Genomic DNA, 23978 nt, shown 5'->3' on the forward strand with positions numbered 1-23978 from the left:
GTGGGGGCTACAGGCTGCGGGCGATCAGGGCGCCGGCCTCGGCGCACTGGTCGACGGTGACGTCGAGGTGGGTGACCGCGCGTAGCGCCTTCCGCCCCAGCACACTGACCAACACCCCCCGCTCCTTGAGCCGGGCCGCCGCAGCCGGCGCGTCGGGGCTGGGGATCACCACGATGTTGGTGGCCACCCCGGCGGGGTCCACGACGCCGGGCCGGGCCTCGTCGAGCGCCTCGGCCAGCGCCCTGGCCGCGCGGTGGTCCTCCGCGATCCGCCCCAGGTGATGATCCAGCGCGTACAGCCCGGCGGCGGCCAGCACCCCGGCCTGGCGCCAGCCGGCCCCCATCCGCTTGCGCTGTACCCGGGCCCGGGCCATCTGCTCGGCGGTGCCCGTCAACACGCTGCCGACGGGGGCGCCCAGCCCCTTCGACAGGCAGAGGCTGACTGTGTCGAACAGCGCGCCGTAGCGGCTGAAGGGCAGGCCGGTGACGGCCGCGGCGTTGGCCAGGCGCGCCCCGTCGAGGTGCATGGCGATGCCGAGGACCCGCGCGCCCTGTGAGAGGCGGGTGAGCTCGTCGATGCTCTGGACCGTGCCGCCGCCGAAGTTGTGGGTGTCCTCCACCTCGATGCAGGCGGTCTCCACCAGATAGGGGCCGCAGTCGACGGCTGCCATCGCCAGCGCGTCGTCGGCCACGAGGCGGCCGTGCTCGGAGCCCCAGGTGCGCATGGTGACGCCGGCGATCGCCCCGTGGGCACCCATCTCTGCGCGCGCGATGTGGGCCAACGAGTCGCACAGCACCTCGGTACCGGGTGGGGTGTGCAGCCAGACGCCCAGCTGGTTGGCCAGGGAGCCGGTGGCGCAGAACAGCGCCGCCTCCTTGCCGAACAGCTCAGCGATCCGCGACTCGAGCGCGGCCACCGTCGGGTCTTCGCCATAGACGTCGTCGCCGACGGGGGCCTCGGCCATGGCGGCCAGCATCCCGGCCGAGGGCCGGGTCACCGTGTCGCTGCGGAGATCGATCACAGGTCCTTGGCCTGGAACCACTGCACCGGATTCTCCCGGTTCAGGCGCCCGGAGCGCAGCCGGCGGGCCACCAGGAAGGCGAGCTCGAGGGACTGGTTGCGGTTGAGGCGCGGATCGCAGAACGTCTCGTAGCGGTTGGCCAGGTCGTCCTCGTGCAGGTTGTGGACGCCGCCGACGCATTCGGTCACGTCGTCGCCGGTCATCTCCACGTGGAGGCCGCCGGGCCAGGTGCCCAGCTGCTCGTGCACGTCGAAGAAGCCGTTGACCTCCTCCGCCACATCGGCGAACGAGCGGGTCTTGTAGCCGTTCTTCGCCTCGAACGTGTTGCCGTGCATCGGGTCGCAGACCCAGGCGACCTTCCGCCCGGACGCCTCGACGGCCTCGATGACGGGCGGGAGCACGTCGCGGACCTTGCCGGCGCCCATGCGGGTGATGAACGTGAGCCGGCCGGGGATGTGGTGCGGGTCGAGCTTGTCCACCAGCGCGAGGGCGTCGTCGACGCTGGTGGTGGGGCCCAGCTTGACGCCGAGGGGGTTCTGCACGCGGCTGAGCAGCTCCACGTGGGCGCCGTCAAGTTGCCGGGTCCGTTCCCCGATCCAGAGCATGTGTCCGGAGCAGCCGTACAGCTGCTGCGAACGGGAGTCGACGCGGGTGAGTGCGCGCTCGTACTCGAGCAGCAGCGCCTCGTGGCTGGCGTAGAAGTCGACCGTGCTCAGCGAATCGTCCTCGATGCCGCAGGCCACCATGAAGGCCAGCGCCCGGTCGATCTCCGCTGCCAGTTCCTCGTATTCGGCCTCCACCTGCGAGTCCCGCACGAACTCGGCGTTCCATGTGTGCACGCCGCGCAGGTCGGCGAAGCCGCCCTTGACGAAGGCGCGCACCAGGTTGAGCGTGGCGGCCGAGGAATTGTACACCTGCAGCAGCCGCTGCGGGTCGTGCGCGCGGGCCTCCGCGGTGAAGTCGAAGCCGTTGATGGCGTCGCCGCGGTACGACGGCAGCGTGACCTCTCCCCTGGTCTCCATGCCGCTGGAGCGGGGCTTGGCGTACTGTCCGGCGATGCGTCCCACCTTGACCACCGGCACCTGAGCCGCGTAGGTCATGACCACTGCCATGGACAGCTGCACCAGCAGCTTGCCCTTGATGCCCTGGGCCGTCACGGCGTCGAACGTCTCGGCGCAGTCGCCGCCCTGGAGCAGGAAGGCGCGGCCATCGGCCACGTCGGCCATCTTCAGGCGCAGGTCGTCGCACTCTCCGGCGAAGACCAGCGGGGGAAGCTTCTCCAGCGTGTCGATGGTGCGATCGAGGACTGCTGGATCCGGGTACGACGGCTGCTGGATGTAGGGCAGCGCGCGCAGATCTTCCCGGGAAATGATGCTCGACATGCGCGTTAGGTTACCCCACCGCGGCGCCCCCTCCGCGCTGGCGGATGCTGGGTGGACGGGGCTACTCGTTGGGGTCGTGGAAACCCTTGTCGATGGCGTAGAGCGTCAGCTCCACACGGTTGTGCAACTGCAGCTTGCGCAACACGTTCTGCACATGGTTCTGCACCGTGCGGTGCGAGACGAACAGCTCGTCGGCGATCTCCTTGTAGGCCATGCCCTTGGCGACGCGGCGCAACACCTCGATCTCGCGGCTGGTGAGCACCGGCCCCTCCTCGTTGTGGGAGTGGGCCACGTGGACCATGCGCCGGAACTCGCCCAGCACCAGGCCCGCCAGGCCCGGCGTGAAGACGGCATCCCCGACGGCGGTGCGGCGCACTCCCTCGATGAGTTCCTCCTTCGACGCCGACTTGACGAGGTAACCCTTGGCGCCGGCCTTCATGGCCCGCAGTACGTCGTCGCGCTCACCGGAGGCCGACATCACCAGCACGTGCATGTCCGGGAACTCCTGCAGCAGGATCTCGATGCAGGTGGCACCGTCCGGCTCCGGGATCTGCAGGTCCATGACCACCACCTCCGGGCGCGTGGCCCGCGCCCTGGCCAGGCACTCCTCGCCGTTCTTGGCCACGGCCACGATCTCGAAGCCCACCTCGGTGAGGTCTTCGCTGAGGGCATCGATCCACATCGGGTGATCATCGACCAGCATGACCCGCTTGCGTTCCAGTTCCTTCATGCTCAGCTCTCTATCGCTTCCACATCGATCGGGAACCGCAGTTCCCATTCCGCACCGGCACCCGGCGACGATTTGAGGATGGCGCTGCCACCCAACGCCGACACGCGTCCCACGATCGAATCGCGGATACCCATCCGGCCCTTGGCGGCAGCGGCCTCCACCTGATCGGCCCGCATGCCGACACCATTGTCCCTGACCCAGAGGATCACTTCGTCGCTCAGCTCCTGATCCAGGAGGATCCACACCTGGGCATCCTCACCGGCGTGCTTGTCGACGTTCTTGAGGATCTCGGTCAGCGCCGCCTCCACCTCGTCGGCCAGGAAGCGCGGCACCTGGACGAGGCTGGCCATGGTCGAGACGGTGACCTTGGCGGATTCGTACTTGTCCAGAACCGCCGCCAGGTCCACCGTCGTGGTCTGCACGACGTCCAGCACCTCGCGATCCTGCAGGTGGCTGCGCAGCTGCGCCTCAGATTCCCGGGCGAGCGCCGCAAGCCGGATGCCGCGGGGTCCCAGGGAGGGCCCCTCGCGCTCGACCAGCGCCAGCACCTGCAGCGCACCGTCGTGCACGAGGCGCGAGAGGCGCTCCCGCTCCGCGAGGGCCGCGGAGCGGATCCGCTCCTGCTCCTGCTCAATGATGGTGGTGCGGAACTGCGAGATCAGCAGCCCGAGGCAGGCGGTGAACAGGATGAGCACGAAGCTGACGCCCACCCGTTCCATACTGAAGTGGTCAGGAGTCACCAGCAGCGCCGCGCTGGTGATCACAGCGAAGATGACGCCGCACCGCACACTGTAGAAGAGCGCGGCGTAGGCCGCGGCGCCACCCAGCCAGTAGCCCGCCAGCGAGAGCGGGGCGGCGCCCGGAGGCACCACCAACGCCGTGGCCAGCACGAGGGTGACTGTGACGCCCAGGTCGGCCAGGTGCGCCCGCCAGGTCCGGCGGGCGGGCTTGCGCATGCGCACCGAAATGAAGAAATGCCAGAAGACCAGCGCCAGGGTGGCGACGATCACGCCTTCCCTGTTCGTGGCCCTCGGCAGGACGATGAAGAGGTTGACCAGCACCGCATGGGCACCCAGGCAGCCACGGGTGATGCCGACAACGGTGTAGACGCGCCCCAGCACGTCGTAGCGGTCGTGGTACCAGAGGGCGTGCGCCTGCAGCCAGCGGAGCCCCACGCCGAGGCGCGACTCCTCCAGAGGGTGCCCGTCACTCATCTGTGACCGTGGGGCTCGCCTCGCCCACGGGAGGTTCCCCTCCACCCGGGCGCGACAACAGGAACTCGTCGGAGCCCACCTCCTTGAGGTCGCCGTGCTTGACGCGCGTGGCGTACACGTCGGCGTACTCCTGGCCGGTCAGCCGCTGGATGGCCGCCAGAGTCTCGTCGGTGACCCACCGCAGCAGCTTCGTACTGGGCTTGGCGGTGGCATATGGGGAGAAGTCGAGCGGCTCGCCGATGATCACGACGGGGCGGCGCGACCACGGGATGCCGAACGGCCCCTTGTGGGACTTGGTGCCGCTCACGCCCACCGGGATGACCGGCACATCGTTGCTCAGCACCATGCGGGCCATACCGGTCTTGCCCTTGTACAAACGGCCGTCCGGCGAGCGTGTCCCCTCAGGGTAGATGGCCACCACGTGGCCCTCGGCCAGAACCGAGGTGATGCTGCCTAGTGCATCGGCGCTGGCGCGCCCGCCGCTGCGGTCCATCGGCACCTGGCCGACGGCCTTCAGGAACCAGGCCACGATCCTGCTGCCCACACCACGGTCTCCCACGAACAACTCCGCCTTCGCGGGGAAGGTGATCTTGCGCGGCATGCTCGCCGGGATCACCAGCGAATCGAGCGCCCCGATGTGGTTGCTGGCGAGGATCGCGCCGCCCTTCCGGGGGAAGTTCTCCTTCCCGATCACCCGCGTGCCATAGCCGAATTTCACGAGGGGCTTGAAGATCGTGAACTTGAAGAACTGGTACCACATGAGCGGCAGTCTAATCTCTGTCATCGTATGGGTATGACAGCCTCCAGCAGCGTGCACATCCAGGCCCGCCCCTACCGGGGCGGCGAAGGCGACATCGGGGTGGTGATGAGCCACGGCTTCACCGGCAGCGTCGCCTCCGTCCGGACATGGGCGGAGGGCCTGGCCCGGCCCGACGGCAACTGGCCCGGCGTGCGCGTCGTCGCACCCAGACTGCCGGGGCACGGCACCCACTGGCGCGACCTGGCCCGCACGCGGTGGTGGGACTGGTACAACACCATCGAGGACGCCTACCACGAACTGGCCGGAACCTGCAGCACCGTGTTCGTGGCCGGGCTGTCGATGGGCGGGGCGCTCGCGCTGCGCCTGGCGGCCCTGCAGCCGGTGCGCGGCACCCTGCTGGTCAACCCTTCGGTGGGCACGAAGGACCGACGCGTGGGGCCCGCCACCAAGCTGCACCGCCTGCTGCCCCCGCAGAAGGGCATCGGCTCAGATGTCGCGCTACCGGGCGTCGAGGAACCTGCCTACTCCCACTTCTCGGTGACCAGCCTGGCCACGCTCAGCGACCTGTGGACAGACACTCAGGCGAAGCTGCACCGGATCCCCGGCCGCGTGTTGTTGATGACGTCGACCGTCGACCACGTCGTCGACGGCCTGAGCCGGCAGCTGATCCGCGAGAAGGTGCTGCACGTCGAGGACGTGGAACTGACGAGGAGCTACCACGTGGCCACGATGGACCACGACGCAGGCCTGATCGTCGCTGAGTCCCGCCGCTTCATCGCCGAACGCTCCTGAGCGGGTCGGGCAGCTGGGCCACCGGGATGCTCCGCCCTGTCGGATTGCCTGATCGTCCGGCCGAAACCGTCGTTGGCGTTACTGCCGGAGCGTCCGGTGCCGGGGTGCCTGTTGGATGGTCGCCGATGCCAGCCAACAGGTATCCGGGCGCGAATCCGTGCCGGAGAAGCACTTGCGTACCCCCCGACCCCGGCCAACTCCGTGACGCTTGGAGAACCGGACACTCCTTGGCGCTTGGAGACAACGTTGAGGGCCCTTCGACCAGCCGCGGGCGGCTGGCTCAGAGACCGCGAAAGGTAGCCTTCCGACAGGGACACTCAGGCGTCAGCCGAGGACGCGGCGGGCGCCGGTGAACGGCATCGAGTTGAGGCTGGTGATGCGCACGCCGGTGCGAGGGTTGGCGGCGTCGACGATCTTGCCGTTGCCGATGTAGATGCCCACGTGGCTGACCGGGCTGTAGTAGAACACCAGGTCTCCCGGCTGCAGCTCGGACTTGGAGACCTTGTAGCCGGCGGAGCTCCACTGGGTGCGCGACGAGCGCGACAGGTTGATGCCGACCTGGCGGTAGGCCCAGCTCGTCAGCCCAGAGCAGTCGAAGGTGTTCTCACCCGACGTGCCCCACACGTAGCGGCTGCCCACCTTGCTGACCGCGGCGTTGACGACGTCCTGGGCGCGGCCCGAGGCTGCGGGCGTCAGCGCGGTGGCGGCGGGTGCGGTGCCGTCAGCGGCCGCCGACGCGGCAGCCGCGGCCTGGGCCGCAGCCTGCTGCTCCGCGCGGCGCTGGGCCTCCTCTGCGCGGCGCTGACGCTCGGCCTCGATGGCGGCGAGGCGCTGGCGCTCCTCCTCCGAGAGGCGCTCGTAGACCTCCTCGGCCTCCGCCTCCTTGGCGTCGTAGTCCTCCGCCAACTCGATCTTGGCGGCGTGGTCTGCCTTCAAAGCGGCCTCGGTGGCCGCGGCATCCTCGCGGAGGGTGGTGAGCTTCGCCTGATCCAGCTGTAGCTGCTGGATGCCGGCGTTGTTGCGGTCCACCTCGCTGTGCAGCGTGGCGAGGCCGCTGAGGAAGTTGTCCGACGAGCTACTCAGCAGCAACTGCGCGGCCAGTGAAACGGAATCGTGCTGCATCTGGAAGGCGGCGACGTCACCCAGTTGCGTGGAGAGGTCATTGACCTTGCTCTCCTGCGCCGAGACGTCTTCCTTGAGGCGCTCGAGCTTCTTCGTGGCATGGGCCGCGCGGTCGTGCGCCTCGATGATCTCCTGATCGATCGCGGAGGCCTCCTGCTGGATGCGCTCGAGCTCGGCGCGGGCCTGCTCAACCGCCTCGGGATCCGCGTTGGCCACGACGTTGCCGGTCGCGAGTACCGCGCAGGTGACGATGGCGGCGAGGGCGGCACGAACTCGGTTCACAGATGCTCCATGCATGGTGGGCGGGAGGGAAGTCTGAGAGAATTCTAAGCCGGTTTCAGGGTTTCTCAAAGTCGTTACGCCGCTCCGTTCTCGGGGCGTCGACGCACTTTGTCGGAGGCGACGGTTACGGTGCTTGACATGGCCCAGGAAACCGCTGTTCAACCCTCATTCGATGACCTCGGCGTCCCGTTGTCGGACGTCACGTTCGTGGTGGTGGATCTGGAGACCACAGGCGGCGCAGCCGATGCCGAGATCACCGAGGTGGGCGCGGTGAAGGTGCGCGGCGGTGAAGTGCTCGGCGAGTTTCAGACGTTGGTTCGGCCTTCAGCCCCCATCCCGCCCATGATCCAGGTCCTCACAGGCATCACCAACCAGATGGTCGCCAGCGCGCCCCCCGCCTCCCAGGTACTGCCCGCGTTCGCAGAGTTCGCCAAGGGTGCGGCCCTGGTGGCGCACAACGCCCGGTTCGACACCGGATTCCTGCGGCGCGGCTACGACCAGCTCGGCATGGCCTGGCCACGCCCCACCGTGATCGACACGGTGGCGGTGGCCCGCACCGCGCTGCTGCGCGACGAGGTACCCAACTGCAAGCTGGCCACCCTCGCCCGCTACTTCCGCTCCTCCACTGAACCCAACCACCGGGCGCTCAGCGACGCCAGGGCCACCGTCGACGTCCTGCACGCGCTACTGGGCCGCGTGGGCAACCTCGGCGTTCACACCTTGGAGGACCTCACCGAGTTCGCCCTGCAGGTCTCCCCGGACAGGCGCGCCAAGCGCGTCTGGGCGCAGCGGGCCCCGGAGCAGGCGGGGGTGTACTACTTCGTCACGGATTCGACGGATTCAGACGGCAGGCCCAAGCGCGAGGTGCTCTACGTCGGCAAGTCCAACAACCTCAAGCGGCGGGTGCGCTCCTACTTCTCCGCGGCGGAGAAGCGCGGCCGCATTCACGAGATGGTGCGTGTGGCCACGGGGGTGGAGTTCATCGCCTGCGCCACGGATCTCGAGGCCGAGGTCCGCGAGCTGCGGATGATCGAATCGCTGGCCCCGCGCTACAACCGCAAGTCGAAGAACCAACGCAAGCTCACCTGGCTCAAGCTCACCAATGAGGCTTTCCCCCGCCTCTCCATCGTCCATGCCGTACGAGACGACTCTGCGCACTTCGGGCCGTTCCGCAGCAGGGACGCGGCGGAGAGCGCGGCGCTCACGCTGTACGACGCGTTCAAGCTGAGGCGTTGCACCACCAGGCTGTCCAAGAAGAAGGCCTCTGCACCGTGCGCGCTGGCTGAGATGGGCCGCTGTCTCGCACCGTGCGAGTTGGGCGAGGGCGCCGAGGGCTATGCGGGCATCGTCGAGGAGGTGCGCGCCAGTTGGCACACGGATGTGCGCCCCGTGCTGCGTAGTGTTCGCGGGCGCCTCAACAAGCTGGTGGCGCAGCAGCGCTACGAGGAGGCCGGGGTGCTGGCGGAGCGGCTGACGGCCTACTACCGCACCTCGCTGCGCTTCCACCGGGTGCGCTCACTTGCGCGCTGCCGGCAACTGGTGGCGGCTGTGCCGTCAGCGGCCGGCTGGGACATCCACGTGATCAGGTACGGGCGCCTCGCCGCCGCCACCAGCGCCCCGTCCCCCCGAGCCCGCGCTGCTGCCGAGGAGGCGGTGGCCGGGGCGGAGACTGTGCTCGCGCCGCTCGGAGGCTGGCCGGCGGCCAGCATCGAGGAGGCCGAACGGATCGCCGCCTGGCTCGAACTGCCGGGTGTGCGGCTGATCGAGACCGACGGTGACTGGGCCTGGCCGCTGCACGCCGGGCTCCCAGAGGGAGACCTCCCCCGGGAACTGCTCGGCGAGCAGCCCCTCTCGGGACTGCTCGCCTCGTAGTGGTGCCGGATCGGCCTCAGTTGATGGTGACGGTCTCGATCACCACGGGCTCGACGGGGCGGTCCCCGAAACTGGTGCGGGTGGTGGCGATGGCGTCGACCACCTTCTGGCTGTCCGCGTCCTTGACCTCACCGAAGATGGTGTGACGGTTATTCAGGTGCGGCGTGGGGCCGACGGTGATGAAGAACTGCGAGCCGTTCGTGCCCGGCCCGGCGTTGGCCATGGCCAGCAGGTAGGGGCGGTCGAACTGGAGCTCGGGGTGGAACTCGTCGGCGAAGGTGTAGCCGGGGCCGCCGCGGCCGTCGCCACGAGGGCAGCCGCCCTGGATCATGAAGCCGTCGATGACGCGGTGGAAACCGAGGCCGTCGTAGTAGCGGCCGGTGGTCTTCTCGCCGGTCTCCGCGTCGGTGTACTCCCTGGTGCCGTCCGCGAGGCCGACGAAGTTCTCGACGGTCTTGGGGGCGTGCGTGTCGAACAGCTCGATGACGATGTCACCGTGGTTGGTCTTGAGGGTTGCGGTGGTCACGCGCATTCCTTTCTGATGGTCAATGAGACCCGTCCAGTGTGTCAGACGGCGGAAGCGGCGGCGATCTCGTCGGCGATGTCGTCGACGAATCCCCGCACCTCATCGATGCCGTGCACGGGACCGCCCGCCAACATGCCGTCCGCACCCAGCAGCACCGCCGCCACCTGGCCGGTGGCCCCCAGCGACCGGGTGGCGAGGCCGCCATGGTCGTAGAGGGCCAGGCGTTCCTGCTCCGGAGTCAGCCGGCCAGGCTGCATCCGGAAGGGTAGCACCAGCCGAACGTCCAGCATCGGCAGCTTCTCCTGCCAACCCACCACGGAGTCCATGGCCATCCGCGCCGGGGGACACAGGCAGTCCACGGCCACCAGTAGCTGCGCCTTCTCCCCCGCCAGCTGCCGCAGTGTGCTGGGCGCGCCGTCGGGGTCCAGCACGACGCCGTCGGGGATGGGGCTGCGCACGTAATCGAGTTCGTCTTCCTCCACCGTCTCCGGCACCGCTGCGGCGGGATCATCAGCCGGTGCAGGCTCCGGCTCGTGAGGTTCCGCATCCATGCCCAGCTCGAACAGTTGCTGCACGGCGGGGCCCCCGGTGTGGAACTCGCCGACGGGCCGACCCGACGCATCGACCACTAGCGCAGATGGCGCGTAGACCATGCCGAGGGCGGCCGCCACGTTGGAGCCTGGGTCGCGGTGCAGGTCCGGCACAGCGGCCAGTTCCTCGTCGATGCTCGCCCAGCCCGGAATGACTGGCACGACGAAGCGTTCCGGGTTCGCGGCGCGCAGGCGCGGCAACTCCGCCAGTGCGCGACGGCAGCCGCCACACCCCGGCAGCACGAACAGCAGGGCGACGCCCCCGTGGGCGCCGGCCAACTCCCGGACGCGCACGGTCTGCCCGTTGGACTCGTCGATCAGCGAGGCGCCCTGGATCCATTCCATCGAGCCGGGGGATGCCGGTGCGGCGCCGCCCCCCAGCGACAACGCGACGGCGGCGGCCGAGAGCAGCGCCACCAGCACCCAGCCCCAGGACGTGGCGGGCTGACCCCACGTCGCCACCCCCCAGACAGCGCCGGCCACGCTGAGGGCGGCCAACGCGACGAGAAGGACGTTGCGCACGAGCGTGGCCCTGGTGACGTCGCCGGAGCCGAGCGCCCCGAAACAACCGCAGCGCACGGGCTCGTCGAACCCGAGCGCCCGGGCGATCACCACGGTGTAGGCCAGCATGAGGACCAGCACGGCAACCGTTGCGGCGGTGAGCAGCCACCCTCTGCCGAGCACGAGTAGTGCCGCCAGCACCAGTTCCGCAACCGGAAGCAGCAGCGGGGCGCCCGCGCCCACCAGCCATGACGGGAGGCGCAGCGCCTCGAAGGCATCGGCGGTCGCGTCCCTGTCGCGCAGCTTCGCGACCCCCGAAATCAGCAGGAGAACAGCCAGCACCACATGAGCCAGAAGGAGAAAGTCCACGGCAGCATTATGGCAGGGCCCTCTGGGGTGGAATCCCCCACAAAAATCTGGTGATCGCCTTGAGTGATCCCCACAACCCGGTAGCGTGGAAACTGCTCGATTACGAGCCACAACCACAGGAGGAACTTGTGAGAAGGTCACAAGACGTGAAGAAGGCCGCCGCGGATACCGCATCCGCCGCCGCCGAGTACTCAGTCAGCGCTCTGAAGGACGGACTGGACCGCGCCCAGCACCTGCTGGCCGATCTGCAGAAGCAGGCCGCGCCCGTGCTGCGCGACGCCAAGGTCCGCACCGCGGATTTCGCGGCCAAGCGCCTGGACGATCTCGAACCCCACCTCAAGGGTGCGATGGGCAAGGTCGCACCGGCTGTCGAGGTCGCACGCGAGAAGGTCGAGGATGACTTCCTGCCGAAGGTGCAGGGCTTCCTGCATCAGGCCGCCGAGCACCCCGCCGTCGTCGAAGGCGGCAGGCGCGGCAAGGCCGCGGTGCAGGCACTCAAGGGCGAACTGGAACCCGCTAAGCAGCGCAGCGGATGGCGCACGTTCGGCAAGGTCCTCGCGGTCGGCACCATCGTCGCCGGCGCGGTGGCAGCGGTGCGCCACTTCCTCGCTCCGAAGGATGACGGCTGGACCGCCCACGAGCCCTCCAAGGCCTACGTGAACAACAACGACACGTTCTCCAACGCGGCCAAGTTCGCATCGGACACCGCGGAGCAGGCCGAGGCTGATGCTGAGCCCGTCGTCCCGCACGAGGACACCCCCCAGGAGACGGAGATGACCTCGGAAGGCTCCCCCGCCCCCGAGACCACCGTCATCGAGGAGACCGAGGTCGTCGAGGATCCCTCGGCAGACGACGGCCCCGAGTACGGCGAGGGCGCCTACGTGGGTTCCGAGCCGCCTGAGGGATACACCATCAAGGGCAACGAGCGTTCGAAGAAGTACCACGTCGCAGGCACGGGCGGGTACGAGCGCACGATCGCCGAAGTCTGGTTCAACTCTGAAGAGGCCGCTGAGGCCGCAGGCTTCACCAAGGCTCAGCGCTGATCCGCCAGCCACCTGAACCCTGAACCGGGCGCCGACTCACCAGTCGGCGCCCGGTTCTATTGTTGGCCCATGACACGACGCCTCAGCCCCGCCGCCGCCCGCCGCGTCGCCGTCCGTGCCCAGGGCCTGGCGCTGCCGCGACGCGCGACGGTGGGGCCCGCCGCGCTCCGCAAGGTGATCTCCCGCCTGGGTGTGCTGCAACTCGATACCGTCAACGTGTTCGAACGCAGCCACTACCTGCCGCTGCTGTCCCGGCTCGGCCCCTTATGACCGCGCCGTCCTGGACCGGTTGGTGCACCACGACCATCGGCTCGGCACGCTGGGCGAATACACGGAGTACACCGCCCACGAGGCGACGATCCTCCCCGTGGCCGATTGGCCGCTGTGGGCCTGGCACCGCGCGAGACCGGAGCGGCCTTCCACGCAGAGATGGGCGGCTCAGAACAGCCGGCTGATCGCCGAGGTGTTCGACGAGTTCCGCGCGACCGGTCTGCGGACCGCCTCTTCCGACGGGGCGATCTGGTCGTCGTGGGCCGGCACCGCTTCGAGCGGGTGCTGGCCGCGGCTGAGGACGTGCTGCCATCCGAAGCCCACGCTGCGCCGCCACGGGAGGAAGCGCTGGTGGAGCTGATCCGCCGCGCGGCCGTCGCCTGGGTTCGGTGTCCTTCACCGGGCCGGGCACGTGGGTCACTGAGCCCGGCAGCCACTTCTGAGTTATCCACACCCCTGGCGCGTGCCCCCGGGTGCTACCTAGGCTTCGGACATGACCTGGCTCACCGCCTTGGGCGTGATCGTCGCCGCACTCGCCACCTGGCGGATCGTGGTGCCCCGCCTGCGCATCGACGATCCCGAGGCTCCGCACCTCCCGGGCCTGGTCACCGCGAGGTCGACGGCGGCACTCGGCGCCGTGGCAGCCATCACCTCCGGGGTGCTATGGCTGGTGCCGCCGGCCCACCACTGGCTGTGGGCGCCCTACCTGGCGCTCGGTCTCCCCCTGGTGGCCATCGATCTTCGGACCACCTTCCTCCCCAAGCGCCTCAGCTGGGCGGCTTCCGCCGTGATGGTGGCGGCCTTGGTGCCGCTGACCGTTACTGATGGGCGCGCCGCCGTCGCGGCTGTGCTGGGCGCGACGGGTGCCTTCCTATTCTTCTACGTGGCCTGGCGCCTCTTCCCGGTGCTGGGGTTCGGCGACGTCAGGCTCTCGCTCCTCACCGGGGCGGTCAGCGGGCTCGCAGGCCTCAACTCCTGGGCGACGGCGCTACTCGCCGGCACGGTGGCCGGCGCCCTGCACGGCGTGGCGCATGCGCTCTGGGCGCGGGGAGACGACAGCCGCCCGCGGCACTTCCCGTTCGGGCCTGCGCTCTGGCTCGGCCCGCTCGTGGCGGCAGTGGGCGGGGTGCTGGCTACCGCTGGGTAGCCGCCACCCAGGCTTCGAGGGTCTGGGACGCCTTGCCCGAGTCGATGGCTTCGCTGGCTGCCTTGACGGCCGGTTCCAACTGGGCCACCAGTTCGGTGACCGTCGAGATACCGCGATAGGACAGGAGCGCCGCGGCGGCGTTGAGCACCACGATGTCGCGCACGGCACCAGGCTTGCCCGCCACCATGTCGCGCACCACCTGCGCGTTGTGTTCCGGCGGGCCTCCCTCCAACTCGAAGGGTGAGGCGGGCTCCAGCCCGAGGTCCCGCGGGTCGAGCACGGTGCGGAACACCCTGCCCTCCGAGATGAGCCACACGTCGGATTCCGAGGTGGTGGTGAGTTCGTCGAGCCCGTCGAAGCCGCGGAAGACCAAGCCCCGGGTGCCGCGCTCCGCGAGGACGCGGGCGATCACCGGCGCGATGTCGTCGTTGGCCACACCCAGCGCCATCGCGCGGGGGCGGGCGGGGTTGGCCAGGGGACCGAGAAAGTTGAAGGTGGTCTGGATCCCCAGCTTCTTGCGCACACCGGCCACGTTCTTCATGGCCGGGTGGTACTGCTGTGCGAACAGGAACGCGATACCCACCTCGTCGAGGATGGCGGCCTGCTTGCCCGGCTCCACATCCAGTTTGACGCCCAGCGCCTCCAGCGTGTCCGCCGTGCCGGCCTGGGACGACGCGGCGCGCGAGCCGTGCTTGACCACCTTGGCTCCTGCGCCTGCGGCCACGATCGCGGCCATCGTCGAGACGTTGACCGTGTTGGCACGATCACCGCCGGTGCCGACGATGTCGACGGCATCGGGGTTCAGGGCGATGGGCGTGGCGTTGGCCAGCATGGCATCTGCCAGGCCGGCGATCTCGTCCTCGCTTTCGCCCTTGGCACGTAGCGCGGTGAGCATGGCTGCCACCTGCACCTCCGAGGCGCGCCCGGCGAGGATCTCGTTGAGGGCCCAGGACGCGGCGGTGGACTCCAGCCCCTCCCGCCTCACCAGGCCCGTGAGGATGTCCGGCCAAGTGTAACTGGTGGCCATCAGGCGACCTGGGCGAGCCGCGCCCGGATCAGGTGGGCCGCCTGCTGCGGCATGGTGACGGGGTCGACCGGGAACGGTGTGACCGCCTCGGCACGCGTCCAGGAGGCGAGCCAGGCGTCTGCCTCACGCGTGACGAGCAGCATGATCGGCGCGCTGTCCGCGTACTCCTCCTTGACCTGGTGGGCGAGGCCGAATCCGCCCGACGGCTGCGCGTCGCCGTCAAAGATCATCAGCGCATACTCGGTGCCCGCATCCAGCGTGCGCAGCACGGCGCCCTGGGTGGCCACTTCGAAGACCTCGATCTGAGGCAGGTCCGGCGCAACCCGACGCCCCAGCGTCAGGCGGATCTGCTCCCGCACCAGCCGGTCGTCGGAGAACACCAGCACCTTCACGGTGGCATCGCTCATTATCGGTCTTCCTTCCGAGATTGTCTCTGGGTGTCATCGTAGCCAAGTGTCTCGGCCCGGGCGCGCCGGGCGTCCTCGCGGTCCAACGCGCGGTCCACCCGCTTGGCTTCACGGTTGGAGTCCTTGACCCATTGCACGAAGATCGTGATCATTGCCGCGAACATCGTCAGGTCGCCGGTGGCCCACATCAACGCGCCGGCCCATTCCTGATCCTTCATAGGTGAGAGCCCCCAGCTTCGTTCGAAGGCGAGGTACCACTCCTCGGCGATCAGCCTGCTGGAACCCATGATCGTGACGCCGAGGAAGGCGTGGAACGGCATGGTGATGAAGAACAGCAGGATGCGGATGGGGTACGGCATCTTGATCGGCACCGGATCCACGCCGAGGAGCGGGAAGAAGAAGAGGCAGCCCATCGTGATGAGGAAGAGGTGGAGCAGGTCGTGGGCGAGGTCGTTGCGCAGGGTGATCTCGTACAGGCCGGTCATGTAGAGGCCGAAGGGGTAGATCACCATGAGTGCGGTGGCCAACGGCGGGAAGAGCAGCACCTTCGCGAACCTGGAGTGCAGCACCTTGAGGAACACGTCACGCGGCTTCTTGGGCAGCGCCCTGAGTGCCAGGGTCGCGGGCGCCCCGAAGACGAGGAACACCGGTGCGATCATGCTGAAGAGCATGTGTTGGATCATGTGCGCCCAGAACAACACCGTGTCGTAGACGCCGAGGAAGGAGAAGGTGGCCACGGCGATGGAACCCAGGCCCAGGACGATGAAGGAGACGGTCCGGCTCAGCGGCCACTTGTCGCCGCGTTTCCGGAGCCGCTGGACGCCCCAGAGGTAGAGCCCACCGACGACCAGCAGCCCGAGCACCGCCTCCCAGGGGAAGTCCCACGCCGTGAAATAGCGGGTCCCCTCCAGTGGAATGATGTCGTCATCGGGCTTGGCGTGCGTCGGAAATGAGGCCGGAAAGCCGCTGAACATAGGGCGCATTATCTCATGTCCCCTCTCTCGAATCATCGGGGGGTGGTCCCAATGTTCGTGCTTGGCGTGACCTCTGCGCGTTTTGCGGCAATAATGAGCCCGTGGCCACGAATCATGAACTTACCCAAGCGCCGGCGAAGATGCCTACCGGCGCAGTGCATCCAGTGCCGTCAGCCCGGCTGAACAAGCCTCTGGGCCGTCCGGACGTGACTGCCATCGGCGTGGTGGTCTGGCTGGCGAGCGAGGTGATGTTCTTCGGCGCCATCTTCGCCGCCTACTTCTGGACCCGGTCCATGGCGATCGACGCCGCCGCCGCTGGCACGCCGTCCCTGTGGGACACGGAGAGCGCACACCTCGACGTCGTGTTCGCCAGCATCAACACCAGCATCCTGGTGTTGAGCTCCGTCACCATCCAGTTGGGCGCCAACGCTGCCGAGGCGGGCCGCGTCAACGGCTCCTGGCTCAACCCGTTGAAGTGGGGCGTGCGGCAGGGCTTCATCGTCTCCGCCATCCTCGGCTCCGTGTTCCTCGCCGGCCAGGTGTGGGAGTACTTCACCCTCTTCAACGAGGGCTTCGTGATCTCCACCAACCAGTACTGGTCGCTGTTCTTCATCGCCACCGGCATCCACGGCATCCATGTCTTCGGTGGCATCGTCGCCATGTGGTACGTGCTGGCCCGCTCCTACATGACCCGTATCCACACCCACGAACAGACCGTCCACGCGCACGTCGTGTCCTATTACTGGCACTTCGTCGACGTGATCTGGGTCGCCCTGTTCGCCGTGCTCTACTTCCTCCGCTAGACCGAGACCGGGAGTTTCATTCAGTGAAGAAATCCACCAACCTCAGGCGGCATGCCGCGGCGCGGCCCCTGCTGCTGATCTTGGCCCTCCTCGTCGTCGGCCTCAGCTACTCCGTGGTGAGCCCACAGCGTTCCTCCGCGGAGACCGAGACCACCCTGCAGATCGAGCAGGGCAAGGACATCTACATGACCACCTGCTCGTCGTGCCACGGCCTCGGCGGCGAAGGCACCACGCAGGGCCCCACGCTGATCGGCGTCGGTGCGGCCTCGGTCGACTTCCAGATGGGCACCGGGCGCATGCCCGCCGCCCGCCTCGAGGCCCAGATCCCGGCCCGCAAGGTCAACTACACCCAGGAGCAGATCGAAGCGGTGGCCGCGTTCGTCGACTCCATGGGTGCAGGCCCCGCCATCCCCGAGGAGTCCCAGTACTCCCTCGACGCCCTCAACCTGAGTGATGACGATAAGGCCCTCGCGATCGCTCGCGGCGGCGCCCTCTTCCGCGCCAACTGCTCCGCCTGCCACGGCATCGTCGGCGGCGGTGGCGCCATGCCGGAGGGCCGCTACGCCCCCAACCTCACCAAGACCGCCCCCGTGCACATCTACGAAGCGGTGCGCACCGGGCCGCAGCAGATGCCGATGTTCTCCAAGGACGTCCTCACGGATGAGAGCGTCAGCGAGATCATCGCCTACCTCGACGCTGCGGAGTCGCAGCCCAACTACGGCGGCCTCACCATGGGTGACGCCGGCCCGGTTGCTGAGGGTTGGTGGATTTTCATCATCGGTATCGGCGGCTTGTCCATCGTCGCCCTCTGGATCGCACGGAAGGGGGCTCGCGCACGATGAGCCACGACAATCTGCCGGTGAAAGACCCGGATCTGGGTCACAGCGTGGCCAACCCCGGCCTCGAGGAGCACGTCGAGCGCTTCACCGACGTCGACGAGGGTGCGGGCAATCGCGCCTACCGCGCCATCCTGCTGATGCTGGCCGCGGTGCCGGTGCTGGCGATCGCCTTCGTGGTGATCTACTTCGCCGTGCCGCGCAACGCCTACATCGATTTCGGGTGGTTGCAGGCCAGCGCCATGAACGTGGGCCTCGGCGTCACCGCAGGCCTGGCCGTGCTGTTGATCGGCATCGCCGTGATCCAGTGGGCCCGTGTGCTGATGGGCGACGAGGAATCCGTCGAGTACCGCCACACCGCGGCCTCCTCGGATGAGGACCGCGCGGTGGCGTCCCAGTTGTTCGCCGACGGTGTGGAGCAGTCCGCGGTCAAGCGCCGCCCGCTGATCTTGGGCGCCCTCGGCGGCGCGCTCGGTATCTCGCTCGTGCCCGCCGTCGTGCTACTGACCGATATGGGCCCCCACCCCACCCGTCGCGTCCGCGAGCAGACCATCGAGAAGACGATCTGGGCCAACCAGGTGCGCCTCGTCAACGACGAGAACTGGGTGGAACTGCGCCCCGAGCACCTCGAGGTCGGTCAGCTGGTCAACGCCCAGCCCGCCAACCTGCAGGAACTGCACGGCGTGGAGGCCCACCAGGCCAAGGCCAAGGCCGCCATCGTCGTGGTGCGGATGGATCCCAATTCGATCACCATTCCCCCGTCGCGGGCGGACTGGCAGGTCTCCGGCATCCTCGCCTACTCGAAGATCTGCACCCACGTCGGCTGCCCCATCTCGCTGTGGGAGCGCCAGACGCACCACCTCCTCTGCCCGTGCCACCAGTCGACGTTCGACCTCGGCAACAGCGGCGTTGTGGTGTTCGGCCCCGCCGCCCGCGCACTGCCGCAGCTGCCGATCTCTGTCGACGACGAGGGCTATCTGATCGCCACCAGCGACTTCCCCGTGCCCGTCGGCCCGAGCTACTTCGAGCGCGATTCGCGCAATGACTTCAAGGATGGAGACCAGTGATGGCCAAGCCCACCAGCGTCGTCGACACGTCGCCCGCGGTCGAGGCCCAGGAGGCTCCCAGCGAGAAGAGCGGCACCCAGCCCGGCATCGTCACCTGGGCCGACGAGCGCGTCGGTCTCAACAAGATCGGCCGCTTCGGCCTGCGCAAGGTGTTCCCCGACCACTGGTCGTTCCTGCTCGGCGAGATCGCGCTGTACTCGTTCATAGTCCTGCTGCTCACCGGCATCTTCCTGACCATCTGGTTCAAGCCCTCGATGGCGGAGATCCATTACGACGGCTCCTACCAGCTCATGAAGGGCATGCCCATCTCGGAGGCCTTCGCCTCCACGCTGGAGATCTCCTTCGACGTGCGCGGCGGCCTCCTGGTGCGCCAGATGCACCACTGGGCCGCACTGCTGTTCGTTGCCTCCGCGACCGTGCACATGCTGCGCGTGTTCTTCACCGGCGCCTTCCGCAAGCCGCGTGAGATCAACTGGCTCATCGGCGTGGGCCTGCTCACCATGTCGCTGATGGCCGGCTTCACCGGCTACTCCCTGCCCGATGACCTGCTGTCCGGTACCGGCCTGCGCTTCGTCGACGGCCTGATCCGCTCGATCCCGCTGGTGGGCACCTGGGTGGAGTTCTTCGTCTTCGGCGGTGAGTTCCCCGGCAGCCTGATCATCTCTCGTCTCTACATGGCGCACATCCTGCTGATCCCAGGCCTCCTGCTGGGCCTGATCTCGGCACACCTGGCGCTCGTGGTGTACCACAAGCACACGCAGTACCCCGGCCCCGGCCGCACTGAGAACAACGTGGTGGGCTACCCGCTGTTCCCCGTCTACATGGCCAAGGCCGGCGGCTTCTTCTTCGTGGTGTTCGGCTTCCTGGTGCTGATGGGCGGTCTGTTCCAGATCAACCCCGTGTGGACGTACGGACCGTACGACCCCGCGAAGGTGACCGCCGGTTCTCAGCCCGACTGGTATATGGGCTTCGTCGAAGGAGCGCTGCGCCTGATCCCGCCGTTCTGGGAGTCGCACTGGGGTGGCACCACGTGGACGTGGGCCGTGTTCGTCCCAGGGGTGGGCATGATGGGCCTGCTGTTCACTGCACTTGGCGTGTGGCCGTTCATCGAACGGTGGCTGACCGGAGACAACCGCGAACACCACCTCCTGGACCGTCCGCGCAACGCCCCCGCGCGCACCGCGCTGGGCGTGGCAGGCATGACGGCCTACGGCCTGTTCTGGCTGGGCGGCTCCAACGACATCATCGCCACCCGCTTCGGGATGAGCCTCAACGGCATCACGATCTTCCTGCGGTTCGCCGTGTTCATCGGCCCCATCATCGCGTTCATCATCACCAAGCGCATCTGCCTGTCACTGCAGCGCGCTGACCGCGAGCGGGCCCTGCACGGCTCCGAGGACGGCGTGATCGTCCGCTCCCCCGTGGGCGGCTATTCCGAGGCCCACGTTCCTGTCCCGGCCGATGAGCAGTTCACGCTGACGCAGCACCTGCAACATCAGCCACTGGTGGCGGGTGGGGACACCGACGCCTCCGGTGTCGCCCGCAAGGGAGGCATCAGCAACCTGCGTTCGCGCCTGTCGCGCTGGTACCTCGGCCACGAGATCGCCAAGCCCACGGCGGCGGAGATCGAGGCGGCGCACCATCACGGTGACCACGACGATCACGACGACGCCCCGGCCATCGAGGACGCGCCCCGCCACTGAGCCGAGCCGTCCGTGACCTGATCGGCGCCGCACCTTTCAAGGGTGCGGCGCCGATTCTGTTACCGGAGCGCGCCCAGGTAAACTCCCCACACGTGCGCTTTCTCAATGGTGAACCTTCCCACGACCTGACCTACAACGACGTGTTCATGGTGCCCAGCCGCTCCGGTGTGAGTTCCCGGTCGGATGTCGACCTCACCTCCACCGATGGGTTGGCGACCCCCACCCCCCTGGTAGCCGCCAACATGACGGCGGTCGCCGGCCGCCGGATGGCTGAGACCATGGCCCGCCGCGGTGGTCTGGCCATCTTCCCGCAGGACATTCCTTCGGACGTGGTGGCTGAGTCCATCCGCAAGGTGAAGGACTCCCACGTCGTGTTCGACACTGCGGTGACCGTGTCACTGGACACCACCGTCGGCATGACGCTGCAGCTCATCCCGAAGCGCGCCCACGGGGTCGCCGTCGTGATCGACGAGAACCGCAAGGTGCTCGGCGTCGTGCACCCATCAGCGGCCGAGGAATCTGACCGGTTCGCTCAGGCCCGGGACGTGATGACCACGGATCTCGCCGTCGTCTCGGCTGAGGCCTCACCTTCCGAGGTGTTCGATGCGTTGACCGATGAGCACCAGAAGGTCGCCCTGGCCGTGGATTCCGACGAGCGTCTCATCGGCGTGATGACGCCGAAGGGCGCCCTGCGCTCCGGCATCTACTCCCCCGCCGTCGATCACGAGGGCAAGCTGCGCGCGGGCGTCGCCGTCGGCATCAACGGCGACATCGCCGCCAAGGTGCGCGCCGCCCTGGAGGGACGCGCCGACGTGCTGGTGATGGACACGGCGCACGGCCACCAGGAGAAGATGATCAGCGCGCTGAGCCTCGCCCGCGAGGAGCGCGACCGCTACGAGGCTGAGACCGGCCGCCGGATCCTCATCGTCGCCGGCAACGTGGTCACCGCCGACGGCTGCCACGACCTCATCGAGGCCGGGGCGGACATCCTCAAGGTGGGCGTCGGGCCCGGCGCCATGTGCACCACCCGCATGCAGACGGGTGTGGGCCGCCCGCAGTTCTCCGCCGTCCTGGAGTGCGCCGCAGCCGCGCAGGAGCACGGCAAGTCCATCTGGGCCGACGGCGGTGTCCGCCACCCGCGCGATGTCGCCCTCGCCCTGGCCGCAGGCGCCGGGTCCGTGATGATCGGGTCCTGGTTCGCCGGGACCCACGAGTCGACCGGTGACCACCTCGTCGACTTCGAGGGCAAGATGTACAAGGAGTCCTTCGGGATGGCCTCCGCCCGCGCCGTACGCAACCGCACCCGCGAGCAGTCCGCGTTCGACCGCGCCCGGGCCGCCATGTTCGAGGAGGGCATCTCCACGTCGCGGATGTACCTCGACCCCAGGCGCCCCGGCGTGGAGGACCTCATGGACTGGATCACCAGCGGCGTGCGCTCCTCCTGCACCTACGCGGGAGCCCGCAGCCTGGCCGAGTTCGCCGAGCGCGCAGTCGTCGGTGTGCAGAGCGGCTCCGGCTACGAGGAGGGCCGCCCGCTCGACCGCAGCTGGTAGGACGGCCACCCGCCGAGTGCTGAGCGCCGCCTAGACTCTGGGCCATGGTGGATGCGCTACGCGGCTTCTTCGGTCTCGACAACGACTTCGTCCGGCCCACCCCTCGCCACCCGTCGATCACCGACCTCGGGGTGGCCGCGCTGCTGGGTCTGATCACCGCTGCCCTCGTCCTGGCGTACGCCGACGTGGAGGAGCTCGCCGAGCACGTGGACGTGTGGCCCAACCTGGGCGCCATCCTGATCGCCGTGGTGCTGCTCGCATACCGCCGCGTCTACCCGTTGCTCTCCATGGTGCTGCTCACGGGCGTGCACTTCATCGCCGCTGGCACCATCTGGCCGCTGATCGCCTCGTTCATGAGCATGCAGGTGATGTACTTCCTGGGCCTGTACACGGCCATGGCGTATGCGAAGCGACGAGACGTGCTCGCGCTGGTTGTGGGCGCGATCCTCCTGGCGATGACGGTGTGGCTGGTGCTGGCCGATTCCTACGCCCGCGCCACCACGCCCGGCGAGTTCCAACCCAACGGGTGGTACTACCTGGCCACCGTCCTGCTCAACGCGGCCTACTTCGGGGCCGCCATGTGGCTGGGCGCCAACGCCTGGCGCCAGGCTCGCGACGCCGCCCGCCTCGCCGAATCCCAAGCTCTGGTCCAGGCGCAGGCCGGGCAGCTGGCGCAGCAGGCGGTGCTGGCTGAGCGGTTGCGGATCGCCCGCGACCTGCATGACTCGGTGGCCCACCACATCTCCCTCATCGGCATTCAGACTGCTGCGGCGCGGCGGGCCATGGCTGCCAAACCTGATCTCGCCACGGAGGCGCTCGTGGCGGTCGAGGACATGTCACGCAGCGCAGTCTCGGAGCTACGAAGCCTGCTGGGCTCGTTGCGTGACGTCCCCTCGAGCGAGGATGTCGGCGGCTCCCTGCAGGCGTTGGAGGCGCTCTGTGAGGACGCCTCCACCGACGGGTTCCAGGTCACCTACGAACTTGTCGGCGACGCGAGCCTCGCAGATGGTCTCACCCCCACGCAGGGCAGCACGCTGCTGCGCATCGCCCAGGAGGCCCTCACCAACGTCCGGCGGCACTCGACGGCGGACCACGCCCGCGTCGTCGTGCGGCTCGGTGACGACGCCGAGCTCGAGGTCACCGACAACGGCCTGCCCGTGGCCAACGCCTCGGGGTCTGGCCTCGGCCACGTGCGGATGCGCGAGCGCGTGAGCGCGCTCGGTGGCACCATCGAGCTGGGGCCACGCCCCTCCCGCGGTTACCGCGTCCACGTCCGGCTACCCCGAAAGGCCACCGCCTCATGATCCGTGTCGCCATCGTCGATGATCAGGCGCTCGTGCGCCGGGCGTTCTCGCTCATGCTGGGTGTGGAGGACGACATCGACCTCGTGGGTGAGGCCGCCGATGGCGCCGCGGCGATCGACCTAGCTGCCTCGGCGAATCCCGACATCATGCTGATGGACATCGAGATGCCCCGCATGAACGGGCTGGACGCGACCCGCGCCATCCGTGCCGCCGGCGAGTCGCAGGTGATCATCCTGACGACGTTCGACCGCGACGACTATCTCTTCGAGGCCCTCGACGCCGGTGCGGCCGGCTTTCTGTTGAAGAACTGCGAACCGGAACGGCTCCTCGAGGCCATCCGCACCGTCGCCGACGGCGGCGCGCTGCTGGCGCCCGAGGTCACACGCCGCGTCATCGAGCAAGCTGTGCACGGCGGCGGCCAGCCTGCGCTCAGCGCGCCCCACCCCGCCGTCGAGCGGTTGACGCAGCGCGAACTCGATGTGCTCACCGCCATGGCAAGCGGGCTGAGCAACGCGGAGATCGCGCAGGACCTGTACGTCAGCGAGGCCACCGTGAAGACCCACGTGTCGAGCTGCCTGTCGAAGCTCGGCGTGCGCGACAGGGTGCAGGCGGTCATCTTCGCGTTCCAGCACGGCCTGGCCGGATCTCATCCGAAAGGCGGAGCCCCGGAGCGCTGATTTCCA

The 23978-nt window shown here is 68.6% G+C and carries 23 protein-coding genes and 1 pseudogene; 13 read left to right on the forward strand and 11 right to left on the reverse strand.

The window, feature by feature from the left end; translation table 11 throughout:
- Positions 1-7 precede the first annotated feature (7 nt).
- From BN1186_RS14125 to BN1186_RS14145, 5 genes are all read right to left on the reverse strand, one after another.
- Positions 8-1021, reverse strand: coding sequence for a threonine aldolase family protein (locus tag BN1186_RS14125; RefSeq protein WP_040284591.1), 1014 nt, complete (start codon positions 1019-1021; stop codon positions 8-10).
- Complete coding sequence (locus tag BN1186_RS14130) at positions 1018-2403, reverse strand: class II 3-deoxy-7-phosphoheptulonate synthase (protein ID WP_040284592.1); 1386 nt, start codon at positions 2401-2403, stop codon at positions 1018-1020. Before BN1186_RS14130 ends, BN1186_RS14125 begins: the two co-directional genes overlap by 4 nt.
- 61 nt (positions 2404-2464) lie before the next feature.
- The gene (locus BN1186_RS14135) at positions 2465-3133 is read right to left on the reverse strand and encodes a response regulator (RefSeq protein WP_040284593.1); all 669 of its coding nucleotides are present in this window, start codon (positions 3131-3133) and stop codon (positions 2465-2467) included.
- A 2-nt stretch (positions 3134-3135) separates the two neighbouring features.
- Positions 3136-4347: a sensor histidine kinase gene (locus BN1186_RS14140; protein ID WP_052460196.1), complete on the reverse strand. Its 1212-nt coding sequence runs from the start codon at positions 4345-4347 to the stop codon at positions 3136-3138.
- Positions 4340-5107 (reverse strand): lysophospholipid acyltransferase family protein, encoded by a 768-nt coding sequence (locus BN1186_RS14145; protein ID WP_052460197.1) that lies wholly within the window; start codon positions 5105-5107, stop codon positions 4340-4342. Before BN1186_RS14145 ends, BN1186_RS14140 begins: the two co-directional genes overlap by 8 nt.
- Before the next feature lie 33 nt (positions 5108-5140).
- On the opposite strand from BN1186_RS14145, the gene BN1186_RS14150 reads away from it, so the two are divergent.
- Complete coding sequence (locus BN1186_RS14150) at positions 5141-5899, forward strand: alpha/beta hydrolase (RefSeq protein WP_040284594.1); 759 nt, start codon at positions 5141-5143, stop codon at positions 5897-5899.
- Positions 5900-6223: 324 nt separating this feature from the next.
- On the opposite strand, the gene BN1186_RS14155 is transcribed toward BN1186_RS14150, so the two are convergent.
- A complete protein-coding gene (locus BN1186_RS14155) occupies positions 6224-7303 on the reverse strand; it encodes a C40 family peptidase (RefSeq protein ID WP_052460198.1) in 1080 nt (359 codons plus the stop codon).
- Between the two features lie 138 nt (positions 7304-7441).
- On the opposite strand from BN1186_RS14155, the gene BN1186_RS14160 reads away from it, so the two are divergent.
- A complete protein-coding gene (locus tag BN1186_RS14160) occupies positions 7442-9175 on the forward strand; it encodes a DEDD exonuclease domain-containing protein (RefSeq protein ID WP_040284595.1) in 1734 nt (577 codons plus the stop codon).
- 16 nt (positions 9176-9191) lie between these two features.
- Here BN1186_RS14160 and BN1186_RS14165 read toward each other — a convergent pair whose 3' ends face one another.
- On the reverse strand, positions 9192-9701 hold the full coding sequence (locus BN1186_RS14165; protein WP_246043326.1) for a peptidylprolyl isomerase: 510 nt from the start codon (positions 9699-9701) through the stop codon (positions 9192-9194).
- A 41-nt stretch (positions 9702-9742) separates the two neighbouring features.
- Positions 9743-11161, reverse strand: a complete 1419-nt coding sequence (locus BN1186_RS14170; RefSeq protein ID WP_180349086.1) for a TlpA family protein disulfide reductase — start codon at positions 11159-11161, stop codon at positions 9743-9745.
- Between the two features lie 875 nt (positions 11162-12036).
- Here BN1186_RS14170 and BN1186_RS16560 point away from each other — a divergent pair.
- The 4 genes and pseudogenes from BN1186_RS16560 to BN1186_RS14190 form a co-directional block, all read left to right on the forward strand.
- Positions 12037-12204, forward strand: a pseudogene (locus BN1186_RS16560) (sunset domain-containing protein); the annotation flags it as partial.
- Positions 12205-12273: 69 nt separating this feature from the next.
- A complete protein-coding gene (locus tag BN1186_RS14180; protein WP_052460201.1) occupies positions 12274-12474 on the forward strand; it encodes a hypothetical protein in 201 nt (66 codons plus the stop codon).
- Positions 12475-12496: 22 nt separating this feature from the next.
- On the forward strand, positions 12497-12835 hold the full coding sequence (locus BN1186_RS14185; RefSeq protein ID WP_139651133.1) for a hypothetical protein: 339 nt from the start codon (positions 12497-12499) through the stop codon (positions 12833-12835).
- A 132-nt stretch (positions 12836-12967) separates the two neighbouring features.
- Entirely contained in the window at positions 12968-13621 is a 654-nt protein-coding gene (locus tag BN1186_RS14190; RefSeq protein WP_052460202.1) for a prepilin peptidase, read from the forward strand.
- Here the strand turns inward: BN1186_RS14190 and trpD are convergent.
- The 3 genes from trpD to BN1186_RS14205 are packed head-to-tail and all read right to left on the reverse strand — an operon-like array spanning position 13608 to position 16029.
- Positions 13608-14648 carry an anthranilate phosphoribosyltransferase gene (gene trpD / locus BN1186_RS14195; protein WP_040284597.1) on the reverse strand — a complete coding sequence of 347 codons (1041 nt, stop codon included), beginning with the start codon at positions 14646-14648 and terminating at the stop codon, positions 13608-13610. The two genes, BN1186_RS14190 and trpD, sit on opposite strands and share 14 nt — an antisense overlap.
- A complete protein-coding gene (locus tag BN1186_RS14200) occupies positions 14648-15055 on the reverse strand; it encodes a hypothetical protein (protein WP_040284598.1) in 408 nt (135 codons plus the stop codon). The genes trpD and BN1186_RS14200 overlap by 1 nt, the downstream gene beginning before the upstream one ends.
- Positions 15055-16029, reverse strand: coding sequence for a cytochrome c oxidase assembly protein (locus BN1186_RS14205; protein ID WP_052460203.1), 975 nt, complete (start codon positions 16027-16029; stop codon positions 15055-15057). The genes BN1186_RS14200 and BN1186_RS14205 overlap by 1 nt, the downstream gene beginning before the upstream one ends.
- A 140-nt stretch (positions 16030-16169) precedes the next feature.
- Between BN1186_RS14205 and ctaE the strand changes: the two genes are divergently transcribed.
- The 7 genes from ctaE (at position 16170) to BN1186_RS14240 (ending at position 23972) form a co-directional block, all read left to right on the forward strand.
- Positions 16170-16832 carry an aa3-type cytochrome oxidase subunit III gene (ctaE, locus tag BN1186_RS14210; protein ID WP_484421942.1) on the forward strand — a complete coding sequence of 221 codons (663 nt, stop codon included), beginning with the start codon at positions 16170-16172 and terminating at the stop codon, positions 16830-16832.
- Positions 16833-16855: 23 nt separating this feature from the next.
- The gene (qcrC, locus tag BN1186_RS14215) at positions 16856-17674 is read left to right on the forward strand and encodes a cytochrome bc1 complex diheme cytochrome c subunit (RefSeq protein WP_040284599.1); all 819 of its coding nucleotides are present in this window, start codon (positions 16856-16858) and stop codon (positions 17672-17674) included.
- Positions 17641-18735 carry a cytochrome bc1 complex Rieske iron-sulfur subunit gene (gene qcrA, locus BN1186_RS14220; RefSeq protein WP_139651162.1) on the forward strand — a complete coding sequence of 365 codons (1095 nt, stop codon included), beginning with the start codon at positions 17641-17643 and terminating at the stop codon, positions 18733-18735. Before qcrC ends, qcrA begins: the two co-directional genes overlap by 34 nt.
- Positions 18735-20438, forward strand: a complete 1704-nt coding sequence (qcrB, locus tag BN1186_RS14225; protein ID WP_040284601.1) for a cytochrome bc1 complex cytochrome b subunit — start codon at positions 18735-18737, stop codon at positions 20436-20438. Before qcrA ends, qcrB begins: the two co-directional genes overlap by 1 nt.
- Before the next feature lie 92 nt (positions 20439-20530).
- Positions 20531-21991 (forward strand): GuaB1 family IMP dehydrogenase-related protein, encoded by a 1461-nt coding sequence (locus BN1186_RS14230; protein ID WP_040284602.1) that lies wholly within the window; start codon positions 20531-20533, stop codon positions 21989-21991.
- A gap of 44 nt (positions 21992-22035) precedes the next feature.
- The gene (locus BN1186_RS14235; protein ID WP_040284603.1) at positions 22036-23295 is read left to right on the forward strand and encodes a sensor histidine kinase; all 1260 of its coding nucleotides are present in this window, start codon (positions 22036-22038) and stop codon (positions 23293-23295) included.
- Positions 23295-23972 carry a response regulator gene (locus tag BN1186_RS14240; protein ID WP_218975497.1) on the forward strand — a complete coding sequence of 226 codons (678 nt, stop codon included), beginning with the start codon at positions 23295-23297 and terminating at the stop codon, positions 23970-23972. The genes BN1186_RS14235 and BN1186_RS14240 overlap by 1 nt, the downstream gene beginning before the upstream one ends.
- Positions 23973-23978 lie beyond the last annotated feature (6 nt).

Source organism: Tessaracoccus massiliensis (assembly GCF_000826065.2).
Lineage (GTDB): Bacteria > Actinomycetota > Actinomycetes > Propionibacteriales > Propionibacteriaceae > Arachnia > Arachnia massiliensis_A.